This is a genomic window from Streptomyces sp. NPDC005303, from assembly GCF_040607335.1.
GTDB lineage: Bacteria > Actinomycetota > Actinomycetes > Streptomycetales > Streptomycetaceae > Streptomyces.
Window position 1 is genome coordinate 1 of sequence record NZ_JBEXGM010000050.1, and the last position, 21,393, is coordinate 21,393.

Below are 21,393 nucleotides of genomic sequence, written 5' to 3' on the forward strand. Positions count from 1 at the left end.
GCGGTCGGACTCCAACACGCAGCGCCGCGGCTACAAGCTCGAATCACTGCTGGAGCGGATGTTTCGACGGGCCCACTACCAGGTCGTGCACAATCAGAGGATGGCGCGCCCCCGGCAGACCGACTTCGCGGTCATCTCCCACAGCCGCCACTATCTCGTCGAAGCGAAGTGGGAGCGCCGGCCTGCCGGATCCAAGGTCGTAGATGCGGTCCGCAGCCGCCTGGGCCGTCTCGACGGCACTGTGGTGGCTCTGCTGTTCACCATGTCCGGGATCACCGAGCAAGCGGACGAGGCGATCGTCGAGGATTCCGCGCCTGTTCGGCCAACTCTGCGGTGTCCTCGCCCTGACGGCTGACACCGGCCTTGACGCCCTCATCCGCCTTGCTGATGCCCTCGTATGACACACCCTTACAAAACAACGGATCATGCATCGAAACACGGGTGCGAATGCCCTCTGAACTGCTAATTCCTTGATCACGTCCTGGTGACTCGACGTACCAACGAGCGAGACAGAACGGTCGTCCCGTCGTCCTCGGCAGCGGTGGCCCGGAGACTGCGGAGATCGCGCACGAAGTCCTCATCAGGGAGTGGGGCCGTCTGTCGGCGTGGGTGGAGGAAGACGCCGTATTCCAGCAGTGGCTGGCAGTGATGGAGGAGCGCGCGCGAGACATCAGCAGAGGTAAGCCGGCCTTCTTGAGGTGACGGCCGTCTTCGATACCGACACCGGCATCTTCGCCTGCGCCCGCCGCCTGACCGCGGACTTCCTGACCACCGTGCGCGCCGAACACCAGCTGGTGCTGCCCGAGCGTCTCCTGCACACCGGGTGGGCGGACACGGACTGGAGATCGTCACCGCCGTCGCGGGTGGCCTCGACATCCGCCGCCACGCTTCAGCGCCGGTGGCCCCGGCCGGGCGGGCCGGCCGGGGCCACGCCCCCTCTCCCTGCGGCATCACCTCAGGTGGGATTGCATTTTTGAAGGGGAAGCGTCGTCCGGCTTGGTCCGCCCTTGGCATCTGGTTGGAAGCGGAAGGTGTAGCAGCGGTAGGCACTTGAGGGTGAGGTCCCGAAGAAGCTGGTGTCCTCATACGTGGCAAAGAACTCGACGATGGTTGTCAGAGACTGGTCCGACTGCCCGTACGAGATGAGGTTGCTGTGGTTCCGCTGGGCGATGGCACGTGTCCGGTCTTCGCTCGGGTAGCCGTTCCGTGCCTCGTTCTGCACTTCGTCCTCGTACGACTGCGCATGCCTCGTTATCTGATTCAGCGCCTCGTTCTCATGGCGTTCGTTGGCGTCATTCTGGCGGTGGGAGATGATCATGAGCGTCCCTGCGGCGAGCAGCACGAGGATGAAGGGCACCATGAGTGCCAGCATGCAGCCGGGGGCCGGTACCCCGCCGCGGTCGGACCGCGACGGAGCACCGGTGGAGGAAAGAGACGGGTTCACTCGTCCTCTTGTCTGATCGCTGCTGGTCCCAGCATCATGAACGCCTGCGCGTAGGCGGTGGTACCTGTCTTGTTGGGGTGGTAGCTCTCCCGGCTGAGGCAGCTGTCTCCCCAGAACCACCAGCACAGTTGGGTCGCGTCGTCGTCATGGTGGAAGTCGCCGTCGCCGTTCGGTCCGGCCACTACCCCGTTGATGCCTTCCGGCGTGTCGCAGATCCGCTTGCCCTCGAACGCCGTCTGCGGGGACCGGTAGCGCACTCCCGCCGAAGACTTGGAGAGGGCAAGGTCCCTCTGCTTGTCCTCGAAGTACTGGGCCATGTTGTTCAGGATGACACGCTGAGATGCGCTCACCAGCGTCGAACAGGCCGCAGTGCGGCTGAACAGCAAGGGGTATCCCATCAAGGAGACCGTTGCGTTCGGTGCCGCGTTGTGGATTTCGTCCAGCAGCGCCCCGGTTTGCGTCACGGCTGCGTCGATGTCGGCCTGCATTGACGCTTCGGAAGGACATCCCTCCATTACACAGGCCTGGATCTTCTTGTCGAACCGAGCATCGTTTCCGCCAATGGTCAGCATCACCAGGGTCGTGTCCGAGCTGAGCACTCCGGAGTCGGTCTGGAACTTCTCGTGGAAGTTTCCGTCGAAGCCCCACGTCTCCTTGCCTGTGCCGTCGACGGGTGTGCCCGTCCCCGCCTGCCAGGTCTTGGCTCCGGAACAGGCGACAAACTGGAAGTCGAGGTTTGCGTTGAACCCGTCCGCGAGGGTCCCGACGGTCTGTGTCTGATTCGGGAGAGTGACCTTGCGCGGCCATGCGTTCGGGCTGCGCCGACAGGCGTTCCAGCTGGTCTTACCGTGGTCGCGGTCACTGACGTGGTAGTAGTCGCCCGAGCCCTCGCCGGACGTGTAGGAGTCGCCCATCGCGACGACCATGTCCTGCGGCTTGCCCGGGAGTTTTTGGAAGGCGATCGAGGTGTAGGCCACGTCCTCGTCGGCCGTTCCGTCGTCGGTGGTGTTCGTGAGCTCCACCTGGGGTGTTCCCGTGAAGCGGTACACACCGAGCTCGGCCCAGGTGTTCGCGCCATAGTGGGTGTTGATGTAGCGCTCCCGGTCACCACCCGCCACGCCGTGGATGGTGTAGTGGGCCTGCTGGGTGTGGGCGCCGGTGTCGGGCAGCTGCACGAACACTCGGGCCCAGCTGTTCAGGTTCTGGCCCAGGGTCCAGGTTCCCTTGACGGTCATCGCCCCGTTGCCACCGCCGAGGTGGGCGGCGTTGCGGGTGTGGGCGTACCAGAAGTGGCCGCCGTATCCGCCGCCGATCTGGTACAGGTCGCCCTTCGCCTCGTACTGGCCGAGTCCGGAGCCGACCGAGCCGTCGGAGTTGAAGGTGAACTGGAAGCTGCCGGCGTCGGTGCCGGTCGTACCGCACGAGCTGTAGGTATTCGTGTTGTCGGGTACGGAGTTCACGATCAGTGCGCCCGAGGGCAGCTTGTTGGCGGAGTCGCCGGCGCAGATCGGGGTGCCGTACTGGAGCCGGGTGCCGCGTCCTGGTTCTGCTGCCAGGGTCTGGTACTTGATGTTCTCGAAGCCACAACTGGTGGCGCAGTCGCTCTTCCAGGTCGTGTTGCTTTCGTGCCACCAGTACTTCGTGTAGCAGGCGGCGTTGGGGCAGTCCGGCGGGCTGGCGGCATTGCAGTTGTTCTTGGTGTTGCAGAACGTGTCGCGCGACGGTGTGGCGTGCGCCCGGTTGTACTTCGCGCTGCCCGGCATGGTGTAGGCGTCTGCCGTGCCGTTCCAGTAGGCGGGGCGGAAGCCGGCAGAGGAGAAACCGGACTCGCCCGGCCAGTCCTGCCGGCCGGAGGTCGCATAGGAGTAGCCGGTGTCCATGGACCAGGCGGCCCAGCCCAGCACCTTCTCCTCGTACGGCCAGTCCTGCGGGTGCGCCGCGTCCTTGGCGGCGTACGGATCGATGTCGGTGTTCATGAAGGCCGAACGCGACTGGGGATACACGGGGTTGGCTGGATTGTTGTACCAGCCCAGGCCCCAGTTGCCATTCGTTGACTCGGCGCTGCGGGGATTGAAGCCAAGGTTGTAGTTCCACAGCGCGGCGAACCAGTTCTCGGGCTTCGCCGAGTCGTCGTTATTGACGGTGATCTTCTGCGCCGCCTCGTGGAGCTCATTCCACTTGTCCGCGAGGATGTACAGGGAGGCGGCGACGTTCACCGAGTAGTCCAGGGCGACCGCGCGCTGGGTGGCCGCGGGTAGTGCGGTCTCGCCCGTCTTCTCGTGTCCCGCCATCCGCATGCCGTCGGTGACCTGTCCCACGCCGTAACCGCAGTCGGAGTTGGCCCAGTTGATCTTCCAGTACTCGGCAGAGGTGTCGCCCTTGTGCCCGTAGAAGCCGGCGTAGGCGGCCAGGGGGCTTCCCATCTGGCCGGGAACGGCGCCAGGTTCGGCTTGCCACAGGTTCGACTCCTGCGCCATCACGCCGAGCAGTACGTTGGCGGGGATACGGCCGCCGCCGGTCAGGGACGGGCGGGGGAAGAGGCCCTGCGGGTCGATGGTGCCGATCCCGATCTGGTCACGCCAGCCTCCCTGCGTGATCCATCTCGAGCGCAGTTCGCCGCGGATGGCCATGTCGACAGCCCACTCGACCTGGTTCGGGGTGGGTTGCAGCGCCTGGGATTTCACGTCGTTGCGGGGCACCGAGCACCAGCGGTCGGTGTCGACCGGGTCGTTCGCTCGGCTGTCGGCCGCGGTGAGGGCGGCGGGTGTGGCCATGCCGGTGAGGGCGGGAGACACGGAGGTGTCGCCGCTGTTCGCCGTGGTCTGCCCCACCGATTGCGTGATCTTCGCACCCGTGGTGGTGGCGGTCGACGTGACGGTGGTCTGTTCATCGCTGCTGGCGGTGTCCGGCGCACCGGTGACCGGGCTCTCCGGTCCCGCAGTGCTCTTGTCGAAGTCCTTGCCCGCGTCCTTGACGCGGGTAAGGCCGCGGCGCACGCCGGGGGTGAGTACAGGGTCGACGGCGAGCCGCCCCAGGGTGGAGATCTCAGTGTCGGCGGGGGCGTCCAGGAGCGTGACGCCTGAATCCTTCAGCTGGGTGCGAGCGGGCTCGCCGGTCAGGAACACCCGGCCTTCGGTCCCCTGGCGCAGGTCCACGTCACCGAGCCTGCCGGAAGCAATCACGGAAGGTGTGCCGTGCCCTTGCCACAGTTTGGCGCGGGCGGTGGAGTCGCCTTGACGGTCGAGGAAAGCGACGTGCCCGTCGCGGGTGAGCCGGATGTTGAACGGCGGGCTGTCGACGGTGGCGAGCGTCGTCAGCCGACCGCCGTCGTCGAGGCGGACCAGATCGCGCCCGCGTGCGCCGATCGAGCCGTCCTCCACCGGTACCGCGCTGGTTATCTCTCCCGCGGTCTCTACCGAACCGAGCGTCCTTCCGGCTGTGTTGACCGTGACCACCCGGCTCTTCGTCTTCGCCGGGTCGTTCATGTCACGGAAGGCGGTGAAGGCGGCCGTGTGCGTGACCGTGTTGCAGGACGGGTCGAAGTAGGCCAACGACGCGGTGAAGGGCAGCTTCACCACGCGGCCGGTCATGGTGTTGACGACGGCTGCAAAGGCGCCACCCTGCATGAGGTCGGGCTTGTTGGTGAAGGTGCGGGGCGCGTACACGACGGCGACATGGCCTGCGTCCATGACGCACTGGTTGCCGATCCAGGTGTCCGCCGACATCGTCGGCTCCGCCAGGGAGGCAACAGTTCTCCACGCGTATGCCTTTGACGAGTCGGCGACGAGGATCTTCAGTCCGTCGGTGTCGGCGGCGCTGGTCACCGCCCGGTCCGTGGATCTCTTCCAGCCGGTGCCGAGCTTCTTGCCCGGATCATCGACCGCGGCGGGAGGCACGGTTTGGGCGGATGGTTGCGGAGACGGGTTCGGTGTCCCCTCGGCAGCGAACGCCGGCGCGGCGGCTGGTATGAGTCCGACGACCGCTATCGCGGCGGCCGCAAGCGCGAGAGACGAGTGTGCTCTACGTCTCGGTCTCAAGGATTCCCCTAGGTCCGGAAGAGAATGTGACTGGGCAAACTCCGCAGCCATGCCGGTAGGCGCGACGCCGGTTCAGCGGCGGAGAGCTTGTTTGGGCTGGATACGTGCGGCTCGCCGGGCCGGATAGCGGTAGGCGAGAGGGCCAGTGAGCAACCCGATGGCTGGGTCGATCGCGACGACAGTGGGCGGGATGACGGGGCCCCCCGGCGGGTGACGGCCCGACGAGGACGGTCAGCGTGCCCAAGGCGGTGCCGAGTCCGCCCAGCGTGCCCAGGGACGCGGACTAGGTGAGGAGCTGCGCAGCGATGTGCCAGCCCCGGGCCCCGACTGCCTTGCGCTGCCCGATGCCGACGGTTTGTTCCAATACTGCGACCGGGGTAGTGTTGGCGATGCCAACGACTTCGATGATCGGGCAGGATACGGCGCGTGCTGATGCCCGACGTTGAAGAGGACTGAGTGTCGTCAGACCAGATGTCCCTCACCCAGGGCGAGTTCACTCGGTACGGTCGCGGATCGCCATGTACAGAGGGGGCGGCCCGCCCCTTCTTGTAAGCCCGGGTAGAAGGTTCTCGGCTTCATCGGCAGATGTCGGGTGTCTCAGCGCCGCCTCCGGCTTGGCCGGTGGCGAGGACGGCTTCACGAAGGTCTTGCAGCCCGTGGTGGCAGAGCGAGGTCGGGCTTCCGGCGAGCGTGTACCACTCGGTGGCGTCGGTGTACCCCCTGCAGGGAAATCCTGCAGACGACTGCAGGAGAGCGCGGCAGCTTTCCAACCCCCTGTGTTCCCCCAAGACACAATCCCCCCAGATTGAGTGCCGCACACGAGGCTGCCTGCCTGCAGCCCGTGAGCTCTATGCGTGTAACGGGCCAGGGCTCCTGCCCGCCGCTCAGGTCACAGTAGTTGCAGCCGTTACGGAACAGGCACCCCTGAAAACGTCCCTGACCAGAATCGGGTGCACACGACAGCGTTAAGCGGAATCCGCACCTCGCGCGACGCGGTAAGCACTTGCAGTCCTAAGCTGAAAAAGCGGAGGGACCTCGTCAGGGAGCATCCTGATCAGGTTGTCTGGATCCCGGCACTCGGATCTTGTTGAGGCCGGCCGCAGATGTCCACCGCCCACCGCACCTCGTAGGCCGCCTCGCACGCCGCCACTCTCAGGCCAGGATGTCGTCCTCACAGTTGACGAGATTCCTGGGGAACACCTTCTCTCCGCCGGCGTTGACTCGGACCGCCCAGCGATGGGCCTTGTCGGCGTCGATGCCGACCCAGATCCGCTCGTGACGTTCCGTCACCGTCGTTGCTCCGTTCCTCAGGCACCAGCACCTTTGAGGTCCGGGAACACTCCGTCACCAAGCCCTTAACCAGCGGGAGGTCGATTGCGTCTGGATAGGAGACCGACCAGGTTCCTGCCCCGATTGGGTTGAGAGGTGGAACACCTCTCAACGGCAGAGGAGCCTCGTGCCTCACGGGAGGCCGCCCCGTCACCCGACCTGTGGCCACTCTGAAAGCGCCCAGTGACGGAAAGCACGATTCCCGTATGTCCAGGAGGCTCCCGGCCTGTTTCGAAACGAGCTGCGTCAGCCGTCTCCGGTCGGTCTCAACCGCCGGCCACGGGCCTGGAGCCGATGGCTGCGCAGGCTGCCTTCTTTGTGGGGTAGCCGTCCGCTGGGTAGACCACCGGCCCGCCGAGTGCCCCCTCGTCGTCGGTGGCCGGGGATTCGCCGCTGTCAGGCTGCGCGTTGGGGAAGAAGCAGGCCGCGAACCGGGTCGGCTTGGGAGTCCGTGACCTTGTGTCCTGGGCGGGCTGGTTCCACATCCGATCCCAGGATGCCGCGCAGGAACGCGCCGCGTCCTGCGGATCGAAATCCTTCATGGCTTTGAGCGGCAGCTGGCTCAGATCCGCCTCGGGTGACAGCGTGCGAGCGCACATGACATTGCGCCCGTCCTCGTCCCATGGCCCGAATGTGGCTACGGCAGCCGTAGCGGCGCCCCCGAGGAGTGCGGCCGTGACCGCACCCACCATGAGCATATGCCGACGTCTCCCCGAACCGGCCGTGGCACGCGGCTGCTCGATGCGCAGCAGGATCCCCCGCAGGACGGCCTGGCCGTCTTCCGACGCCGCCCAGCCTTCGGTGCCGACGCCAGTGGGCCGCAGAGCACGGACGGCGGCAAGGTCGGTCGCCTGGCTGTGCTTGGTGACGCTCTGCTTCATGCTGACTCCCGTTGGATGAAGTGGGGGTGGGAAATCGCGTTATCGACCGGCCGTGCATGACCTGCACGGAGTAGCGCTGCCCTGAACCGTTTGCGCGCCCGGTGTAGGCGCACAGCGAAGGCAGTGGCCGTGCAGCCCGCGACCACGGCCGCCTGCTTGGCCGTCAGGCCGTACCAGGCGCTCAGCACGAGTACCTCCCGGTCCCGTTCGGAAAGCGTCGACAGCGCGGCGGCCACCTCGGCACGCGTCCCTATCGTGTCCGCGATCTCCGCGGCCTCCGTCCGGTCGGCCATCATCGCCAAGTGCTCGGTCAGTGCGCGGTGCCGCTGGTCGGACCGCACCCGGTTGGCGAGCAGGCGCCGGGCCGAGGCGAGCAGCCACGGCAGGGCATCGTCGGGTACGGACCCGGACTTGCGCCAGGCCAGCACGAAGGTCTCCGACAGGATGTCCTGCGCTGTCTCCCGGTCCGTACGGTGCAGCAGGTATGCCAGGACCCGATCAGCATGAGCCGTATAGAGGGCCTCAAGGGCCCGGTGTCCGGCCGGGTCACCGTACTCCCCGGCGGTTGTTCGTCGTCGTCTCACAGCACCTCCATGGTCGGTCCATCAACGGCCGTCAACCGGGAGATGTACGGCCGGGCCGGATCTCTTACAGCTTCTGACGGATTCAGGCTCGGTCCGTCTCGGCGGGCGTGATATGGAGCACGAGCCTGCCCTGAGTACACACTGTGCGCGAGCGCTCGTGTGCACCTCCCCTCCTGCGGAGAGCATGTCCGGCGGGATAGTTGGGGTCATGGCATCCAGGAAGTGCATCTACGACGCCGAGTTCCATGAGGGGGCGCTGCGGATCATGACGGAGACTGGGAAGCCGATTCCGGGGGTGGTCGAGGATCTGGGTATCCATCCCGGGACGCTGCACAGTTGGGTCTCGCAGGCCCGGAGCCACGGGTCGCCGTCGTCGGACCGGCCATAGGGGCGGAACGTATGGTTGGGCTCGGCGTCGGCCAGGTCCTCGTCATCGTGCACGGCCAGCAGCCGCACCCAGGCGTCGAGATCGTGGGCGAGGTTCACGCCGAGCATCCAGCCACGGTTCATTCCCAGGAGGTAGAGGGCAGGTTGTCCAGTCCCGTCGCCACTGGTGCGGACCCGGTCCTCGACGCCGGTGTGCGAGCGGTGCAGCACATCCAGAAACGCCCAGCAGCAGCGGAACAGGACCGTCCGCCGTATCCACGATCACGCTACGGCGTGAGCCAGCGAAAGCCGTACCCCCAACGACCTGTCCGACGGCCGATAGGCCTTAATCGAGCCGACGTTGACGACCTGCAGAAAAGCCCAAACTCGACCGCAGACCCACCGGGTAGCTGGTCAAAGTCGACCTCCGCGACGTATTCAACGCACTCCTCGACATCAACCGCACCTCTGAGTGCCTGCACCCAGGGCCCGGTCCTGCGGGTCTGCAACAGAGCCCCTCTGTCGCCTGCGTGATGAGTGAGATCACCACGCCGACAACGAGGGGCTCTGCCCCGTCACACATCTCGCTGACCAGCCCGCTTCACCCCTGAAACCCCGGATGAAAGAGGCTCAGTGCGGTGTGTTCATGCACCTTGCGCCCGTGTCAGGAACGCTCGACCTCGAAGACGTCGACCTTGTCGTTCCAGTTGCCGCCACCTGGGTAGTCCATGTTCTTGAAGTTCGCCCAGCCGTGAGGCGGGACGAGTTCACGCTCCCGGTCGTGCAGCGGCCAGGACCGCGAGTCCCAGATCGTCGCAGTTCCGTAGTTGATCGACCAGCGGCCGACCCAGTAGAAGACCGAGCTGAGCTTGTCGCGGAATCCGTAGTCGCCGAGATTCTTCTTGCCGCTGCTCGAGAACTGTAGGCGCCTGCCACCGTAGTTGGCGTCCTGAAAGAGGCACCAGTAGTCGGCGGCACATTTATCGTGCGGGTCAGAGGTCAGATCGGTGGTGGCTCTGAGGCTTGCTTTACGGACCTGGGCCGGAAGTTCTGGGTCCGCCAGGGATTCCTCGTTGGAGTCATAGCAGTGGACCTCGCCGTTGGGAAGTTCCGTACATATACTGGCGCCTTCCCATGACTCGGCGAGGTTGATCTTCTTCCCGTCATAGTCGGCGATCACCGGGTTCACCGGATCTGCAGTCGGCTCCCCGGTTGGCTCTGCAGTCGGTTCTGCAGTCGGTTCTGCAGTCGGTTCTGCAGTCGGCTCCTCGGTTGCCGTGACTGACGGCTCCGCAGTGGGTCCCTCCGCGTGTGCCAGCGGGGCAGTACCCAGCAGAAGGGCTCCAGCAGAAGCTGCGGCTAAGAGGGTGGACGTAAAGAGTCTCGGTCTCAAGAGGAGTTCTCCCTGGTGGTGTCGTAATGGTGCAATCTGGTCCCGTCAGGGCCGTACACGTTGAGCACGTAGCCCTGAAGGAGGCTGACGCCCGTCCCGGCCAGGAAAGACGTCAACGTCTCGTCGAACTTGTCGAAGCCGCTCCCGTAGTCGGACTTCCTGCGAGTCCATACAGTGAGGGTCAGCAGCCCATCCCGGTTCTGCGCGTGCTTGATGCCGTACACGTCCGGGTCTCCGCCGGCCCGGCGATAGCGTGCCGCCAGATCTGTGTCGCTACCGGCCGGGGACGCGCTGGTGGTCGGCGGGCCGCCGGCAGCGGTCGGACCGGTCTCTGTGCTGCATCCCGACAGCAGAACCGCAACGGTCAACAGGAATAAGGGAAGGATTCTCTTCATGGCCTCAGCATGGCAAAAGGTCAGTGGTGGACGGACGTCGAGGTTCGCTTGCCATTGGTCCCTCCACTGGTGAGCGGGCGTCACGACGATGCGGTGGCAGCCCTATTACGTCGGGGAGCGCCAAGCCCTCCGGCCGGAATCCCAGCGGGCGCCGGAACTGACCACGTAGGTCGTCGCCCGTGGGCGACTGATCACCGAACGAGATCAGAAGAGGCCCACGTGGAGAAGTCCCTTAGGCCGGTGAACGGCAGTTTCACGAAGGACTGGTCCGGCTGCCGTACGTCGCGTGAACGAATTTCTGCGCCTGCAACACCATCTGGTCGGCCATCAGCACCCCTCCGATTTCGGCAAGGAGCGTCGACAGGATGACGCAAAGCGGCTCCCCCCGTCGCCGTTCCGATACGCTCCCCTTGTTCGAGCGGTGGTCAGCCGCGTTCGAGGACGAGCGGGATCACTGTAGACAGTCGGGTACTGAGATATGCAAGAGAAGATCAACAAGGTGGCGTGAAACAGCAGCACTTCACTCCGGTCACCCGATCACCAAGATTCCGTGCGGTTGCTGCAGTCTTTAGGTGAAGAACCGATGGTGGGCGGACTTCGGATTCAAGCGAGATGACCGAAAGTAGGCCCGTCGGCAGCCGTGACGGTCCGCACCCCGCCACGGACCGGTCCCCGCGCCCCTGAGGTTTCCCCGATATGCGGAGGAGGCGACAGAGGCCAGATGGGGACTCATGAGAGGAACATCGGCCATGGCTTCCCCCCGGAAACGGCCTGCCAGTCGAGGGCGCCCGTGGGCGCCCTCGCGATCACGGGCGGGCGTCGCCGAGGGCCAAGGGAGAGGTCCGGAAGGGCGGCCTGGTCAGATGCCGGGTGCCGCGTAGGCGTCACATGTGGCGGGAATGCCCAGCGTGTTGAGGGTGGACTCGACGCGGATCTTCCCGGACGGGGGTACGAGGTCGGGGTATTCGGAGGATCCGCCGGTGACGTTGCGCTTCGCGTCGTAGCAGATGATCCCCACGCGTGCGTCTTTCAGCGGCGTCGTGGTCGGGTTGCTGACCTCGAAGGTGCCGGTCGTATCGCCGTACTCGCCCTTGCTGACATGGACGGCGCTGGTCGGGATCTTGGGGAACGGCTTGGTGGAGAAGGCTCCCTCGTCTTCGACGAGGAGCGTGGCCTTGACCTTCGCGGCCTTCTCATTCGGCTTGACGTCGACCTGAGTCCCGACGACGAGCAACTGGTCAGGCTGGCTGAAGTTTTCAACCTGGCTTTCACTGCCGATGATCTTGTTGTTCGCGTCGAGGACGTTGAACTGTACGGTGACGGTCTGACCCACATGCGGGGAGGTGTTGCGGACGAGGGAAGTAACCCACACGTACTCGTCTTGCTGACCGAAGCCGCTGGCGACGAGCTGGCCGGACGGCTTGGCAGAAGGAGAGCTTGTCGTCTTTGCGGGGCCGCCCGTGGCCTGCTCGACCACGTCGGGATCTTTGCCGCTGGCGCAGCCAGTCAGGGCCAGGGCGCTTATCGCGGTGGCCAGGATCGCTGCGGTTCGGAAGTTCATGTGGCGCCTCGGTTGTTGGGAAGGCTGCTGTGCGCGGGCCGTTGGGGATGGGCGTTTCCATTGCCGGAGCCGCGCAGGCTGTGCCTTTGGGGATTCCCCATCGCCTTGCGGCGGCAGGGTAAATATTGCCCGTCCTGTCAGGTCGTGCCATTGGCTGTCAGCAGCAAACGGCACGGGACCCAGCTGTGAGCGCGCGCGGTCTGGGTGTACCTGTCACCCATCTGTGGAGCATATCCCGCGACTTGTCGGTGATTTTCGGGGCGTCGGCATCAGCCCGGTCCCACTGCCGCCTGTGGTGACGGCTACCGGCTGCACTGGTTCCCCCACGAGATCACCCGATGCTGGAAGGCTGACCCGCAGCTCGGTGAGCACACGCGCGTTGTTCGGCAAATACAACTGCGACCGCCGTTCCCGCATCTACGGCCTTCCCCGGACTCCGTCGCCGACCTCGATCCGGGAAACCTGGATCCTCGGAACTGGGGCCCCACCGCCATCCACAGCTGCAGTGTCTGCGACTGCCCGATCGAACAGAGCGGACTCCGCCAGGTGTGGATCTCACTGCGCGTGACCACTGACGTACTGCCCCTGCTGGTCAGCGCCTGCTCGGCGGCGTGTGTCGCCGCCCTGCCCGGCGGTGCTTGCGACTGCATCCCCACGCCTCACAAGGGCGGTCGAGTCGACCAGCCGGCATCCGACTGGCACTGACCAGTCCGAACCTGGCCTCACCCTCCGGTCGGTCGAGAAACGACCACGATGGTGTGACGACGGGGCGAACGCCTGCGCGGGGAAGCTGACGCTCACGATGGGGAAATACGGGCTCTGTCGGAGATTTTGTGATGCGGCCCGCCCCGGCGTACCTGCTTCTACGCAGTCGGGGGCATCACGCGTTCGGTGGATCAGTAGCGGTGGCCGGGCCAGTGCGGGTCCTCCCAGCGGTCAAGACCGGTGACCCCGAGCAGCCGTATCCGGTGAAGCAGTTCTTCGGATGCGCCGATGGCACGTAGCCGGGTTGGAGCATGGCGGACCAGCCAGCCGGTCAGCTCGGCGCGCATCTCCTCCCCGTTCTCCCAGGCGTCCCAGGGCAGTTGGTCACCGAGCAGGTCGTACTCCCACTGCTTCGCCGCTTCGGCCAAGTGCTGGTCGGCCGCGGGTCCGGTCAGCACTTCCCAGGTGTGGAGCCACGGGCTCAGCGCGCCCGATGCCTCGGCGCTCAGTATGAGGACCTCGTACGCGGGTACGGCGGGATCTGGATCGGTGAGCGTGTGCGCCCACCAGGCGCGCAGGAATTCCTCGACTGCCGCGGCCTGGTCAGCAGGCCACTGCTGCCAGTGGCCGAGTGCGAACGAGCGCCCGACCGTTTCCATGCCGAAGAGGGGCTCGATCAGGCCGCTGACGAGGGCCGTGGCGAACTGGGGCAGAATCCTGCGGAGGACGGATGCGTGATCGCTCCAGTCGATGGCCTCCCATGTGCGCTGCAGGAGGTCGGGGTCCAGCTCCGTGTCCGCCACCTTGAGCTGGGCAAGATCTTCCGCGCTGCCCCAGTGGCACTCGCAGTTGTGCTCGTCGGGGTGGGCGGTCATCCCCCGGAAGGTGGCTGCCAGGCCCTCCATTGCGGCGTCGAGGCGAAGTCGGTCGCGGGATCGGTCGAGGTTCATCATGGACGTTCGCCTTCGAGGACTCCGGGAGTTAGCACCGCCCGAAGATCGCTAACTTACCGGGGCGGGCCCCAGCCTGCCACCAAAATGACAGCATCCCGATTACTGCAGCCGCCCGCTCACCCGAGGATGGAGTCACGTGCTGTGAAGGATGCGTCTGCGGAGGAGGTCGAGGTTGGCCCGGCCGAAGCCCATGCGCTTGAGGAGCTTGGCTCTGGTTACGTGTCCCTCGACCTGGCCGGAGCTCCAGTGCGTGGACAGGCCGGCTGTGACCGCGTCCAGGTCCCTCCTCATGCCGTTGACCAGGGAATGCAGAGCGGGCAGGTCGTCTGCGAGGACGTGGTCCATCCACGCGGGCAGTTTCTCGCCCCCCAGATCGCGCATCATGTCGGCGAAGTCGCGAACGTGGCGTGCGGTTGCGTCGAGGTGTGGGCAGGCGGCCCGGATGTCTTTGAGCTCGGCCGCGTCGGACTCGGCGAGGTGTCCGGGGTTGGTCATGATCCAGCGGACGATACGCCAGGGTTTTGGGGCGGGCCGCAGTTCGGGAGCAGGCGCGGGCGGGTTCTTCGGCTTGGGGCTGTGCGGCTTCTTGAAGGGGCGGAAGTAGCGGCGGACGCACTGGATGTCTCCGGTGAAGCCACGTGCGCGCAGTTCACGGTGCAGCTGCGGGATGTCGTGGCAGCCCCCGCGCCAGCGCCTGTGCAGGTAGGGCTTGTGTCCGTCCAGCGGCTGTCTCCGTGGAGACTCCCGCCGCAGTCGCGAGGTGCCCTGCCTCCGGCTCGCCGTCGACGGATGCGATGAACCGCATGCGCACCCGGTCGTAGGCCGGGGAGACGGCCTTGGTCAGCCCGACCTCGACGACGTCCTTGGCCTCTTCGGTGACCGTCCCATCGCGCCGCAGGTAGAAGACCTCGTGCACGCGCTGGGTGTTGCTGCGCAGCCCGAGGAAGACCTGAACCGAGTGCCGAAGCAGCGCTGCCCGGTCGACGGCAGGCCGCCCTCGACGCGCTAGCGCATCTCCCGCTCCGACATCTGCTCGACCTCGAACGTGTCGACCTCGCCGAGGAGGCCGGCCAGCAGGCGGCCGGCGGCCGTCGTGAGGTCCAGTTCGGGGTCCTTGACGCACAGCACGGACACCTCGTGCTTGCGGAGGAACTCGATTCCCTCGGCCTGTTCGCGCCGGCTGTGCCAGAGCCGGCCGAGCAGGTAGACGACCGCGGGTGGCCGACTTGTTGTTGTCCGGGAAGCGGCGCCCCTGGAGGGGGATGCCGCGCCCCTTCGGCCACCTCTGCGGTGTCCTCGCCGTGACGTATGACACCGTCCTTGTCGCCCTCATCCGCCTTGTTGATGCCCTCGCATGACGCACCCTTACAAAACGGGGTCATGCGTTGAAGCACGGGTGCGAGTGCCCTCTGAACTGCGTGTTCCTTGATCACCGCCTGATGGCTCGACACGCACCAACGAGGGAAACAGAACGGTGTTCGCGGCATCGTGCCAGCCATCGCCCGCGCACCCCGCGTGCCTGTTACCAGGCACCGGGCGCTCCACAGGTCCCGTTTGAGCAGTCTGCTTCCTCATCCCTTGACCGCCCACGCAGTCGGGATCGCCGCGCTCCGGTATCGGTACCGCGTAGTGCGTACCTCGCCGGGGTCGAAACAGCGTTCGTTCGTCCGTATGCGGCCACCAGCCGCCGTCGCAGTACTGACGGCGGAGGCCGCGGCACTCTGTACGGCACGGGACTGGGCACCTACCGCCGGGTCGTGGATGGGAGTCTTGCCTGGCTGCACGGCTTCCGACGCCTACGCATCCGAGGGGAACGGCGAGCCGACGTCCACGAAGCGTTCCTCAAACTCGCCTGCTGCATCATTATCCACCTCCAACTCGGCTCACCTGTTAGCCGTTGTTCGGCGTCCTACGTAGTGAGGGTCGTGGTTTCGGGCATAGGCCCGGGCCCGTGGAGTTGGATTGTTCCGGACGGGCTGTGGGAGATCGCGAAGCCGCCGATCCCGCCGTCGAGAGTGCAACCGCAGGGCGGCGGAACGCCGGACACCTGATGAGACCTTGTTCGCGGCCATCATCAACGTCATGGTCAGCAGTTGCGACTGGCGACAACTTCCGCCTTGCTTCGGCATATCGCCCGAACGACGCACCTGTGGTGCCTATGGAAGTCGGTGACCAGAGGCCGTCGAACAACGCCAGGAACGCCCTCACCGAGCTACCGGTACTGCGCTCGCGTCCGAGTCAGGGCCGTGCAGCATGGGACGCGAATCGTTTCGGGCGGCTGCAGCTTTACGTTCTGCGAGTTGGGCAAGGGCACTGGGATTGCCCGCGTCAGCGGCGAGCCGAGCCAGTTGCTCTGCTTGTCGTGTGTCTCCTGCCATCGCACGCATCAACGCGACCCGTGCCAAGGCATGGATGTCTCCGGCATCTGCAGCAAGGCGTGCCAGCTTTTCGGCTCCGTTGCTGTCTCCCGCCGCTTCCCTGATGTCGGCCAACCGCATCAAGGCGCTGGGGTTGCCGGCTGCGGCTGCTTGCCGAGCGAGGCGCTCTGCTCCTTCGGTGTCGCGGGTGAGTTCACGCATCTCCGCCATCCGGGCCAGAGCACTGGTGTCTCCGGCCTCTGCAGCAAGTAGCGCGAGCTTCTCGGCGCTGCGCGGGTCTCCTGCCGCCTCTCTTTGGTCGGCGAGGCGGGCTAGCGCGCTGGGGTTGCCCGACTTGGCTGCGTGCAGAGCTAGGCGTTCTGCGGCCTCCGGTTCTCCAGCGGCCTCTGCCATCTCTGTGAGGCGGGCCGTGGCGCTGGGATTGCCCGACTCAGCGGCCTGCCGGTACAGGCGTTCCGCCCCCTTGTGATCTCCGGCTACCTGACGGATAGTGGCGATTCGGACCAAGGCGAAGCGGTGGCCGGCCTCGATGGCTTGTCGCGCAAGCTTCTCCGCCGCCTCCTGGGCACCTGCCGCTTCGCGCATTTCTGCAATTCGAACCAAGGCGAAGGACTGCCCCGCGTTGGCAGCCTGCCAAGCGAGTTGCTCGGCTCCCGTTCGGTCCCCGGCCATCTCGCGTTGGACGGCGAGGCGGACCAAGGCGCTTGCGTTGCCTACACGGGCGGCGAGTTGGTACAGCTTCTGGGCTCCCTTGCGGGCGCCGAGTGTCTCGCGGATAGCTGCCACTCGGACCAGACCGGTGGCGTCACCAGCGTTGGCCGCTAACTGGCACAGACGTTCGGCGCTCTGGTGGGCTCCCGCCAGTTCTCTGGCTTCGGCGAGGCGTATGAGGGGGCTGGTATTGCCGAGCGATACAGCTCGCAGGGCCAGCTCCTCGGCTCCTTTGGGATCTCGGTGGCTCTCGCGCATCTCGGCGAGCTGCCCCAGCCCCTTACTGTCGCCCCCTTCGGCCGCCCGTTGAGCGAGTTGCTCGGCTTCTTCCCTGCGGCCCGCATTCTCCCGGGCTATGGCCAGGCTGATGAGAGCCGTAGTGTTGCCAGTGTCAGCGGCTCGCTGGATGAGCCGATCTGCTTCATTCAAAGCTCCTTCTGTCCGTCGGATCTCGGCGATTCTGACGAGAACGTTGGCGTTGCCGGAGCCACTGGCCTGCTGTGCCAGTTGCTCAGCCCACTGGAAGCGATGGCGGCTGCGGGCTGCCTCGGCAAGGCTGGTGAGTTCTTCGGGCGAGAGATGGTCGTGCGCTGCCTGCCAGAACGACTCCGGCGGGCATAGTCGGGCGCGGCGTCTTCGTCCGTGCTGCTCCAAGTAGTCCGCAAGCCGGTAGGAGGGCACCGGCGCGGCTTCCTCTGCGGGTGTGTTCTGAGCAGTGCGCGGGCGGACGCGGCGGAGGGGAGCGAGGCGGCCTTGAACGGGGCGAGTTACATCAGTGAAAGCCTGATCCGGCCAGTTGTCGGCGAGATCGTCGTATTCCTCGTCACTGAGGTAATCCTCTGCGGCCTGTTCGATGAATCGGGCTGGCAGGTGCACTCCTGCGCCAAGGCGACGAGCGTCCATGGCCACTTCGAGCATGGCCCGAACGGGCGGGGAAGCCGTGCTGTAGCGGCGCAGGAGTTCGGGTGCACCCGCGAGGAACTGGGTCAGTCGGCCGTTGTCGGAGTGCTTCAAGGCGTGGGCGAGCTGGCGGTCTCCCGCGGCGGCGAATGCTTCGGCCTCCTTGATGGCGGTGCCGTCGAAGCTGTCCGGCAGAGCGATGAGGCGACCGGCCAACAGGCCACGGACCTGTGAATGCGGATCGGGTTCTCCCGAGCGCGGCGGGGTCATATAGGTGTCTGCTACCTCAGGCCACAGAGTCCCGACTATCAGTACAGGGCTGCGCGAAGCGTCGGTGAGCAAGCCGTGTACTGCGGCAGCGATTCGTTCGCCGTTCTCACCGCCGAAGTAGTGCTGGGCGTCGTTGAGCCACACCACTGTCCGTGGCGCCACCCGGCGCATGCTGGTGAGCGCGGCGTCGGCCCGGGTGGGTTCGAAGGGGTGCCACAAACGCCACCCGGCAGCGGCGAGCGGCTGCACGGCTTCCCAGCACGCGCGTGTTTTGCCGGTCGAGGACGATCCCACGAGGACAGCCATTGCGTTGTTGCCGTCCTCGGCGGAGGCAACGAGTTCGACGAGGAGTTCATCGTGCGGGCGGCGGACGTAGGCGGGCAACGCACCGCCCCGTGCGCCGGGGTTCCTGTCCCTTGCGGCACCGGGGCTGGAGCCTGCGGCAGGTGCTTCAGCTGCCGGATGGACTTCGAGATCGTGCGGATCCCACAGTTGGATTGCCTGGCCTGGCCGTCCGGCATCAGCCACGGCGGCCGGTCCGCGGCCGCAGGCGGCGTCCAGTAGGCCGAGCAGCGCAGGCACATCCAGGTGCAGAACTCGGCCCAGCGCTCCCACCGTGTCCGCGGACGGCCCAGGCGCGCTCTGGCTCAGGGCCCGGCTGACCGTCGTACGTCCTAGACCGGCCTTGCGTGCCAACGCGGTCTGATTGAGCCGGCTCGCTATTCGGCCGGCTTCCAAGCGAGCGCGCAGCTCGGCCAAGGCTGCAGGATCTCGTACCTCGTCCGTCTCCACCCCGCGTCCTTCAGGCCCCTCGCCGTGTCCTGTTGTTTACCCATGTTCATCTTCGACCAGCGAACCACGATGAACACGGCATACCCGAAATTCGGCAGCACGCCAATGACCGTGCCGACTCCAAGGGGCCATTCACCATGTCCGACCGCTGCAGCATGATCATCATCGCCTGCGCGCTGGTGACCTTGACGGGGCTGTTCGTCGCAGCTGCCGCGGGCTACCTCGCCCGTCGGGATCACCCTTCCTATCCCACCGCAGTGACCCGGGCGGCGGTGGCTTTCGCCGCCACGCTCACGCTGGCCACCGCTCTGGCCACGGCCATCACCAGCATCACGCGGGGGTGACCAAGCCCAGCTTCAGAGGGGGCAACAAAGCCCATGATCCGACCCAATGCCATATCGGCATGATCACACGTTGCTGGTGCCGCGTTCAGGAGATCGTGAGCTGATCTCGGCGACCCGCGGGATTCGCAAGCGGCACCTGGGCCAAGCGTGGAGCGCGATAGAGCCGGGAGGGCTGGTGCGGCGATGGCGGCGACCACCGGTGATCATCGTGAGGTGTGTGGACTGACGATGAAACGGTGACCGGAGCTCACCGCGTAATGCCTGCTCACTGGCGGCCGATGTTCGAGGGCTTGATGGAGCGGATCGCGAACCGCTTCACGCGAGTCGAACCCCGGTTTCGAGTATGGCAGTTGGTGCTCGGTCTGCTGGCTGACCTGCCCCGCAAGAACTGCTGGACAATTGCCGAGCACACCCGTGATATCAGCCCAGACGGACTTCAGCACCTACTCGCCCGGGCCAAGTGGGACGCCGACCTCGTCAGGGACGACCTGCGCGCGTTCGTGCTGGAGCACCTGGCTGATGACCAGGCCGTGCTGGTGATGGACGAGACCGGCGACCTGAAGAAGGGTGCCCGCACCGTCGGCGTACAGCGTCAGTACACCGGAACCGCCGGCAGGATCGAGACCGCCCAGGTTGCCGTCTACCCGACCTACGCCTCACGCCGTGGCCACGCCGCCATTGACCGGGCGCTCTACCTGCCCAAGTCCTGGTCCAGCGACCCGGACCGCTGCCAGCTGGTCGCCGTTCCCGACGATGTAGGGTTCGCCACCACACCGCAGCTCGCCCGGCAGATGATCGAGCGCGCCCTGGACTCGGGGGTTGCGGCCGCGTGGGCGGCCGTCGACGAAGTCTACGGCGACAACCCGTACCTGCGCGCCGCTCTGGAGAGACGGCAGCTCGGCTAGCTCCTCGCAGTCTCCAGCACTCATCGCGTCCCCACACCGGCCGGACCTCAGCGCGCCCGCCACCTGGCCAAACGAATCCCACGCCGGGCCTGGCAGAAGCTGTCCGCCGGACGCGGCGCGAAGGGCCACCGCTGGTATGACTGGGCGCAGATCGCCATCGCCGCCCCTGGCCTGGCGGGCCATCAGCACCTGCTGATCCGCCGCAACCGCCGGACCGGCGAACTCGCCTACTACCGTTGCTACTCGCCCCGCCCGGTGCCGCTGTCCACCTTGGTCAAGGTCGCCGGAAGCCGCTGGACGGTGGAGGAGACGTTCCAGAGCGCGAAGACCTTGGCCGGACTGGACGAGCACCAGGTTCGCTGCTGGGACTCCTGGCACCGTTGGGTCACCCTGGCCCTGATCGCCCACGCCTTCCTGGCGGTCGCTGCCGCCCTTGAGCGCCGCGAAACGAGCTGATCCCTCTCACCTGCAACGAGATCCAGCGTCTGTTCATGGCCGTGACCGCACAGTCCACCTGCGACTTTGCCCATCGACTGCACTGGTCCACCTGGCGCCGACGCCACCAAGCCCGCGCCCAACGCAGCCACTACCGACACCAAGCCACCCTTCAACCATGAAGATCCACATCTACGGCTGGAGTACTAGCCGATAAGCGCAAGCGCACCGCATGAGCGCTTCTCACCTCGTCCACCAGCCCTTTGGGAGCGACCCGCAGGACACCGCCCCACACCCGGAGTTCGCCGAGCAGTTCGAGGGCCATGGGGCACCCCGGTCAGCGGCGGGGCCCGTTCAGGCCGGAAGCGCGTCCGCCCGCCTTGCCCTGCAGCCGCATCAGGCCGGAAAAGTGGGGCCAGCTGCGCGATGACGCCAGTCGTCTCCTACGAGACGGTGCGCCGCTGATGCGGCAAGTTCGGGCAGCCTGAACGCGCTGCGCCGCCGGAAGCCTCGGCCTGGTGACAAGTGGCACCTGGACGAAGTCTTCATCAAGATAAACGGCGTGCAGCCGTACCTGTGGCGCGCCGTCGACCAGAACGGCAACGTCCTGGACATCCTCGTGCAGAACCGCCGGGACAAGGCCGCGGCCAGACGCTTCTTCCGCAGACTTCTGAAGAAGACCGGTGCGGTGCCGCGGGTGATCGTCACCGACAAGCTCCGCTCCTACGGCGCCGCCCACCGCGAGGTCATGCCCTGCGTCGAGCACCGCAGTCGAAGTACCTGGACAACCGGGCCGAGAACAGCCACCAGCCCACCAGGTAGCGTGAACCGGCGATGAAAGGCTTCCGCTCAGTGGGCGGAGCACAGCGGTTCCTGTCCGCGTTCAGCGGTATCTCGCCCCACTTCCGGCCCAGCCGCCATCTGATGACCGCTGGCGCCCACCGAGCCGACATGACCGTCCGGCTTCGCCATCTGGGAGCAGATCACCGGCGTGGCCGGCCTCGCCACCG

General features: G+C 66.3%; 17 protein-coding genes and 6 pseudogenes. 9 read left to right on the forward strand and 14 right to left on the reverse strand.

Annotated features, from left to right (window positions below):
• Together ABZT93_RS37785 and ABZT93_RS37790 are read left to right on the forward strand one after the other, a co-directional pair.
• Positions 1–355 (forward strand): restriction endonuclease (locus ABZT93_RS37785; protein WP_356113215.1); only part of this gene is annotated, 355 nt, incomplete at its 5' end.
• 191 nt (positions 356–546) lie between these two features.
• Positions 547–702, forward strand: a pseudogene (locus ABZT93_RS37790) (hypothetical protein); the annotation flags it as partial.
• 253 nt (positions 703–955) lie between these two features.
• Here the strand turns inward: ABZT93_RS37790 and ABZT93_RS37795 are convergent.
• From ABZT93_RS37795 to ABZT93_RS37815, 5 genes are all read right to left on the reverse strand, one after another.
• Positions 956–1,360: a hypothetical protein gene (locus tag ABZT93_RS37795; RefSeq protein ID WP_356113217.1), complete on the reverse strand. Its 405-nt coding sequence runs from the start codon at positions 1,358–1,360 to the stop codon at positions 956–958.
• An 80-nt stretch (positions 1,361–1,440) separates the two neighbouring features.
• Positions 1,441–5,340 (reverse strand): SGNH/GDSL hydrolase family protein, encoded by a 3,900-nt coding sequence (locus ABZT93_RS37800; protein ID WP_356113219.1) that lies wholly within the window; start codon positions 5,338–5,340, stop codon positions 1,441–1,443.
• A gap of 1,293 nt (positions 5,341–6,633) precedes the next feature.
• A complete protein-coding gene (locus ABZT93_RS37805; protein ID WP_356113221.1) occupies positions 6,634–6,771 on the reverse strand; it encodes a hypothetical protein in 138 nt (45 codons plus the stop codon).
• Between the two features lie 305 nt (positions 6,772–7,076).
• The gene (locus ABZT93_RS37810; RefSeq protein ID WP_356113222.1) at positions 7,077–7,691 is read right to left on the reverse strand and encodes a hypothetical protein; all 615 of its coding nucleotides are present in this window, start codon (positions 7,689–7,691) and stop codon (positions 7,077–7,079) included.
• On the reverse strand, positions 7,688–8,275 hold the full coding sequence (locus ABZT93_RS37815) for a sigma-70 family RNA polymerase sigma factor (RefSeq protein ID WP_356113224.1): 588 nt from the start codon (positions 8,273–8,275) through the stop codon (positions 7,688–7,690). The genes ABZT93_RS37810 and ABZT93_RS37815 overlap by 4 nt, the downstream gene beginning before the upstream one ends.
• Before the next feature lie 265 nt (positions 8,276–8,540).
• Here ABZT93_RS37815 and ABZT93_RS37820 point away from each other — a divergent pair, with 265 nt between their 5' ends.
• Positions 8,541–8,663, forward strand: coding sequence for a hypothetical protein (locus ABZT93_RS37820; protein ID WP_356113259.1), 123 nt, complete (start codon positions 8,541–8,543; stop codon positions 8,661–8,663).
• A 642-nt stretch (positions 8,664–9,305) separates the two neighbouring features.
• Here the strand turns inward: ABZT93_RS37820 and ABZT93_RS37825 are convergent.
• From ABZT93_RS37825 to ABZT93_RS37840, 4 genes and pseudogenes are all read right to left on the reverse strand, one after another.
• Positions 9,306–9,821, reverse strand: coding sequence for a peptidase inhibitor family I36 protein (locus tag ABZT93_RS37825; protein WP_356113261.1), 516 nt, complete (start codon positions 9,819–9,821; stop codon positions 9,306–9,308).
• Between the two features lie 21 nt (positions 9,822–9,842).
• Positions 9,843–10,034 (reverse strand): annotated as a pseudogene (locus ABZT93_RS37830) (PT domain-containing protein); the annotation flags it as partial.
• The gene (locus tag ABZT93_RS37835) at positions 10,031–10,429 is read right to left on the reverse strand and encodes a hypothetical protein (protein WP_356113226.1); all 399 of its coding nucleotides are present in this window, start codon (positions 10,427–10,429) and stop codon (positions 10,031–10,033) included. The pseudogene ABZT93_RS37830 and the gene ABZT93_RS37835, both read right to left, overlap by 4 nt.
• 859 nt (positions 10,430–11,288) lie before the next feature.
• Positions 11,289–11,990: a hypothetical protein gene (locus ABZT93_RS37840; RefSeq protein WP_356113228.1), complete on the reverse strand. Its 702-nt coding sequence runs from the start codon at positions 11,988–11,990 to the stop codon at positions 11,289–11,291.
• A 564-nt stretch (positions 11,991–12,554) separates the two neighbouring features.
• On the opposite strand from ABZT93_RS37840, the gene ABZT93_RS37845 reads away from it, so the two are divergent.
• On the forward strand, positions 12,555–12,695 hold the full coding sequence (locus ABZT93_RS37845) for a hypothetical protein (protein ID WP_356113229.1): 141 nt from the start codon (positions 12,555–12,557) through the stop codon (positions 12,693–12,695).
• A gap of 191 nt (positions 12,696–12,886) precedes the next feature.
• On the opposite strand, the gene ABZT93_RS37850 is transcribed toward ABZT93_RS37845, so the two are convergent.
• The 4 genes from ABZT93_RS37850 to ABZT93_RS37865 form a co-directional block, all read right to left on the reverse strand.
• The gene (locus ABZT93_RS37850) at positions 12,887–13,570 is read right to left on the reverse strand and encodes a hypothetical protein (protein ID WP_356113231.1); all 684 of its coding nucleotides are present in this window, start codon (positions 13,568–13,570) and stop codon (positions 12,887–12,889) included.
• Positions 13,571–13,780: 210 nt separating this feature from the next.
• Positions 13,781–14,143: a transposase gene (locus tag ABZT93_RS37855; protein WP_356113233.1), complete on the reverse strand. Its 363-nt coding sequence runs from the start codon at positions 14,141–14,143 to the stop codon at positions 13,781–13,783.
• A 154-nt stretch (positions 14,144–14,297) separates the two neighbouring features.
• A complete protein-coding gene (locus ABZT93_RS37860; RefSeq protein WP_356113235.1) occupies positions 14,298–14,564 on the reverse strand; it encodes a hypothetical protein in 267 nt (88 codons plus the stop codon).
• A gap of 89 nt (positions 14,565–14,653) precedes the next feature.
• Positions 14,654–14,851, reverse strand: a complete 198-nt coding sequence (locus ABZT93_RS37865) for a recombinase family protein (RefSeq protein WP_356113263.1) — start codon at positions 14,849–14,851, stop codon at positions 14,654–14,656.
• 509 nt (positions 14,852–15,360) lie between these two features.
• Here ABZT93_RS37865 and ABZT93_RS37870 point away from each other — a divergent pair.
• Together ABZT93_RS37870 and ABZT93_RS37875 are read left to right on the forward strand one after the other, a co-directional pair.
• Positions 15,361–15,513, forward strand: a pseudogene (locus tag ABZT93_RS37870) (IS5/IS1182 family transposase); the annotation flags it as partial.
• Between the two features lie 72 nt (positions 15,514–15,585).
• Positions 15,586–15,781 (forward strand): annotated as a pseudogene (locus ABZT93_RS37875) (transposase); the annotation flags it as partial.
• Between the two features lie 71 nt (positions 15,782–15,852).
• Here the strand turns inward: ABZT93_RS37875 and ABZT93_RS37880 are convergent.
• Entirely contained in the window at positions 15,853–18,699 is a 2,847-nt protein-coding gene (locus tag ABZT93_RS37880; protein WP_356113237.1) for a transcriptional regulator, read from the reverse strand.
• Positions 18,700–18,854: 155 nt separating this feature from the next.
• Here ABZT93_RS37880 and ABZT93_RS37885 point away from each other — a divergent pair, with 155 nt between their 5' ends.
• The 3 genes and pseudogenes from ABZT93_RS37885 to ABZT93_RS37895 all read left to right on the forward strand — a co-directional run.
• Positions 18,855–19,043: a hypothetical protein gene (locus ABZT93_RS37885; RefSeq protein WP_356113239.1), complete on the forward strand. Its 189-nt coding sequence runs from the start codon at positions 18,855–18,857 to the stop codon at positions 19,041–19,043.
• 293 nt (positions 19,044–19,336) lie between these two features.
• A pseudogene (locus tag ABZT93_RS37890) lies at positions 19,337–20,565 on the forward strand (IS701 family transposase).
• Positions 20,566–20,818: 253 nt separating this feature from the next.
• Positions 20,819–21,277: pseudogene (locus ABZT93_RS37895) on the forward strand (IS6 family transposase); the annotation flags it as partial.
• Positions 21,278–21,393: the final 116 nt, after the last annotated feature.

Coding starts and splice junctions, on each gene's coding strand:
- ABZT93_RS37855 (WP_356113233.1), bottom strand. CDS start 14,143: ATGACCAACCCCGGACACCTCGCCGAGTCCGACGCGGCCGAGCTCAAA.
- ABZT93_RS37795 (WP_356113217.1), bottom strand. CDS start 1,360: ATGGTGCCCTTCATCCTCGTGCTGCTCGCCGCAGGGACGCTCATGATC.
- ABZT93_RS37820 (WP_356113259.1), top strand. CDS start 8,541: ATGACGGAGACTGGGAAGCCGATTCCGGGGGTGGTCGAGGATCTGGGT.
- ABZT93_RS37810 (WP_356113222.1), bottom strand. CDS start 7,691: ATGAAGCAGAGCGTCACCAAGCACAGCCAGGCGACCGACCTTGCCGCC.
- ABZT93_RS37835 (WP_356113226.1), bottom strand. CDS start 10,429: ATGAAGAGAATCCTTCCCTTATTCCTGTTGACCGTTGCGGTTCTGCTG.
- ABZT93_RS37850 (WP_356113231.1), bottom strand. CDS start 13,570: ATGACCGCCCACCCCGACGAGCACAACTGCGAGTGCCACTGGGGCAGC.
- ABZT93_RS37840 (WP_356113228.1), bottom strand. CDS start 11,990: ATGAACTTCCGAACCGCAGCGATCCTGGCCACCGCGATAAGCGCCCTG.
- ABZT93_RS37885 (WP_356113239.1), top strand. CDS start 18,855: ATGATCATCATCGCCTGCGCGCTGGTGACCTTGACGGGGCTGTTCGTC.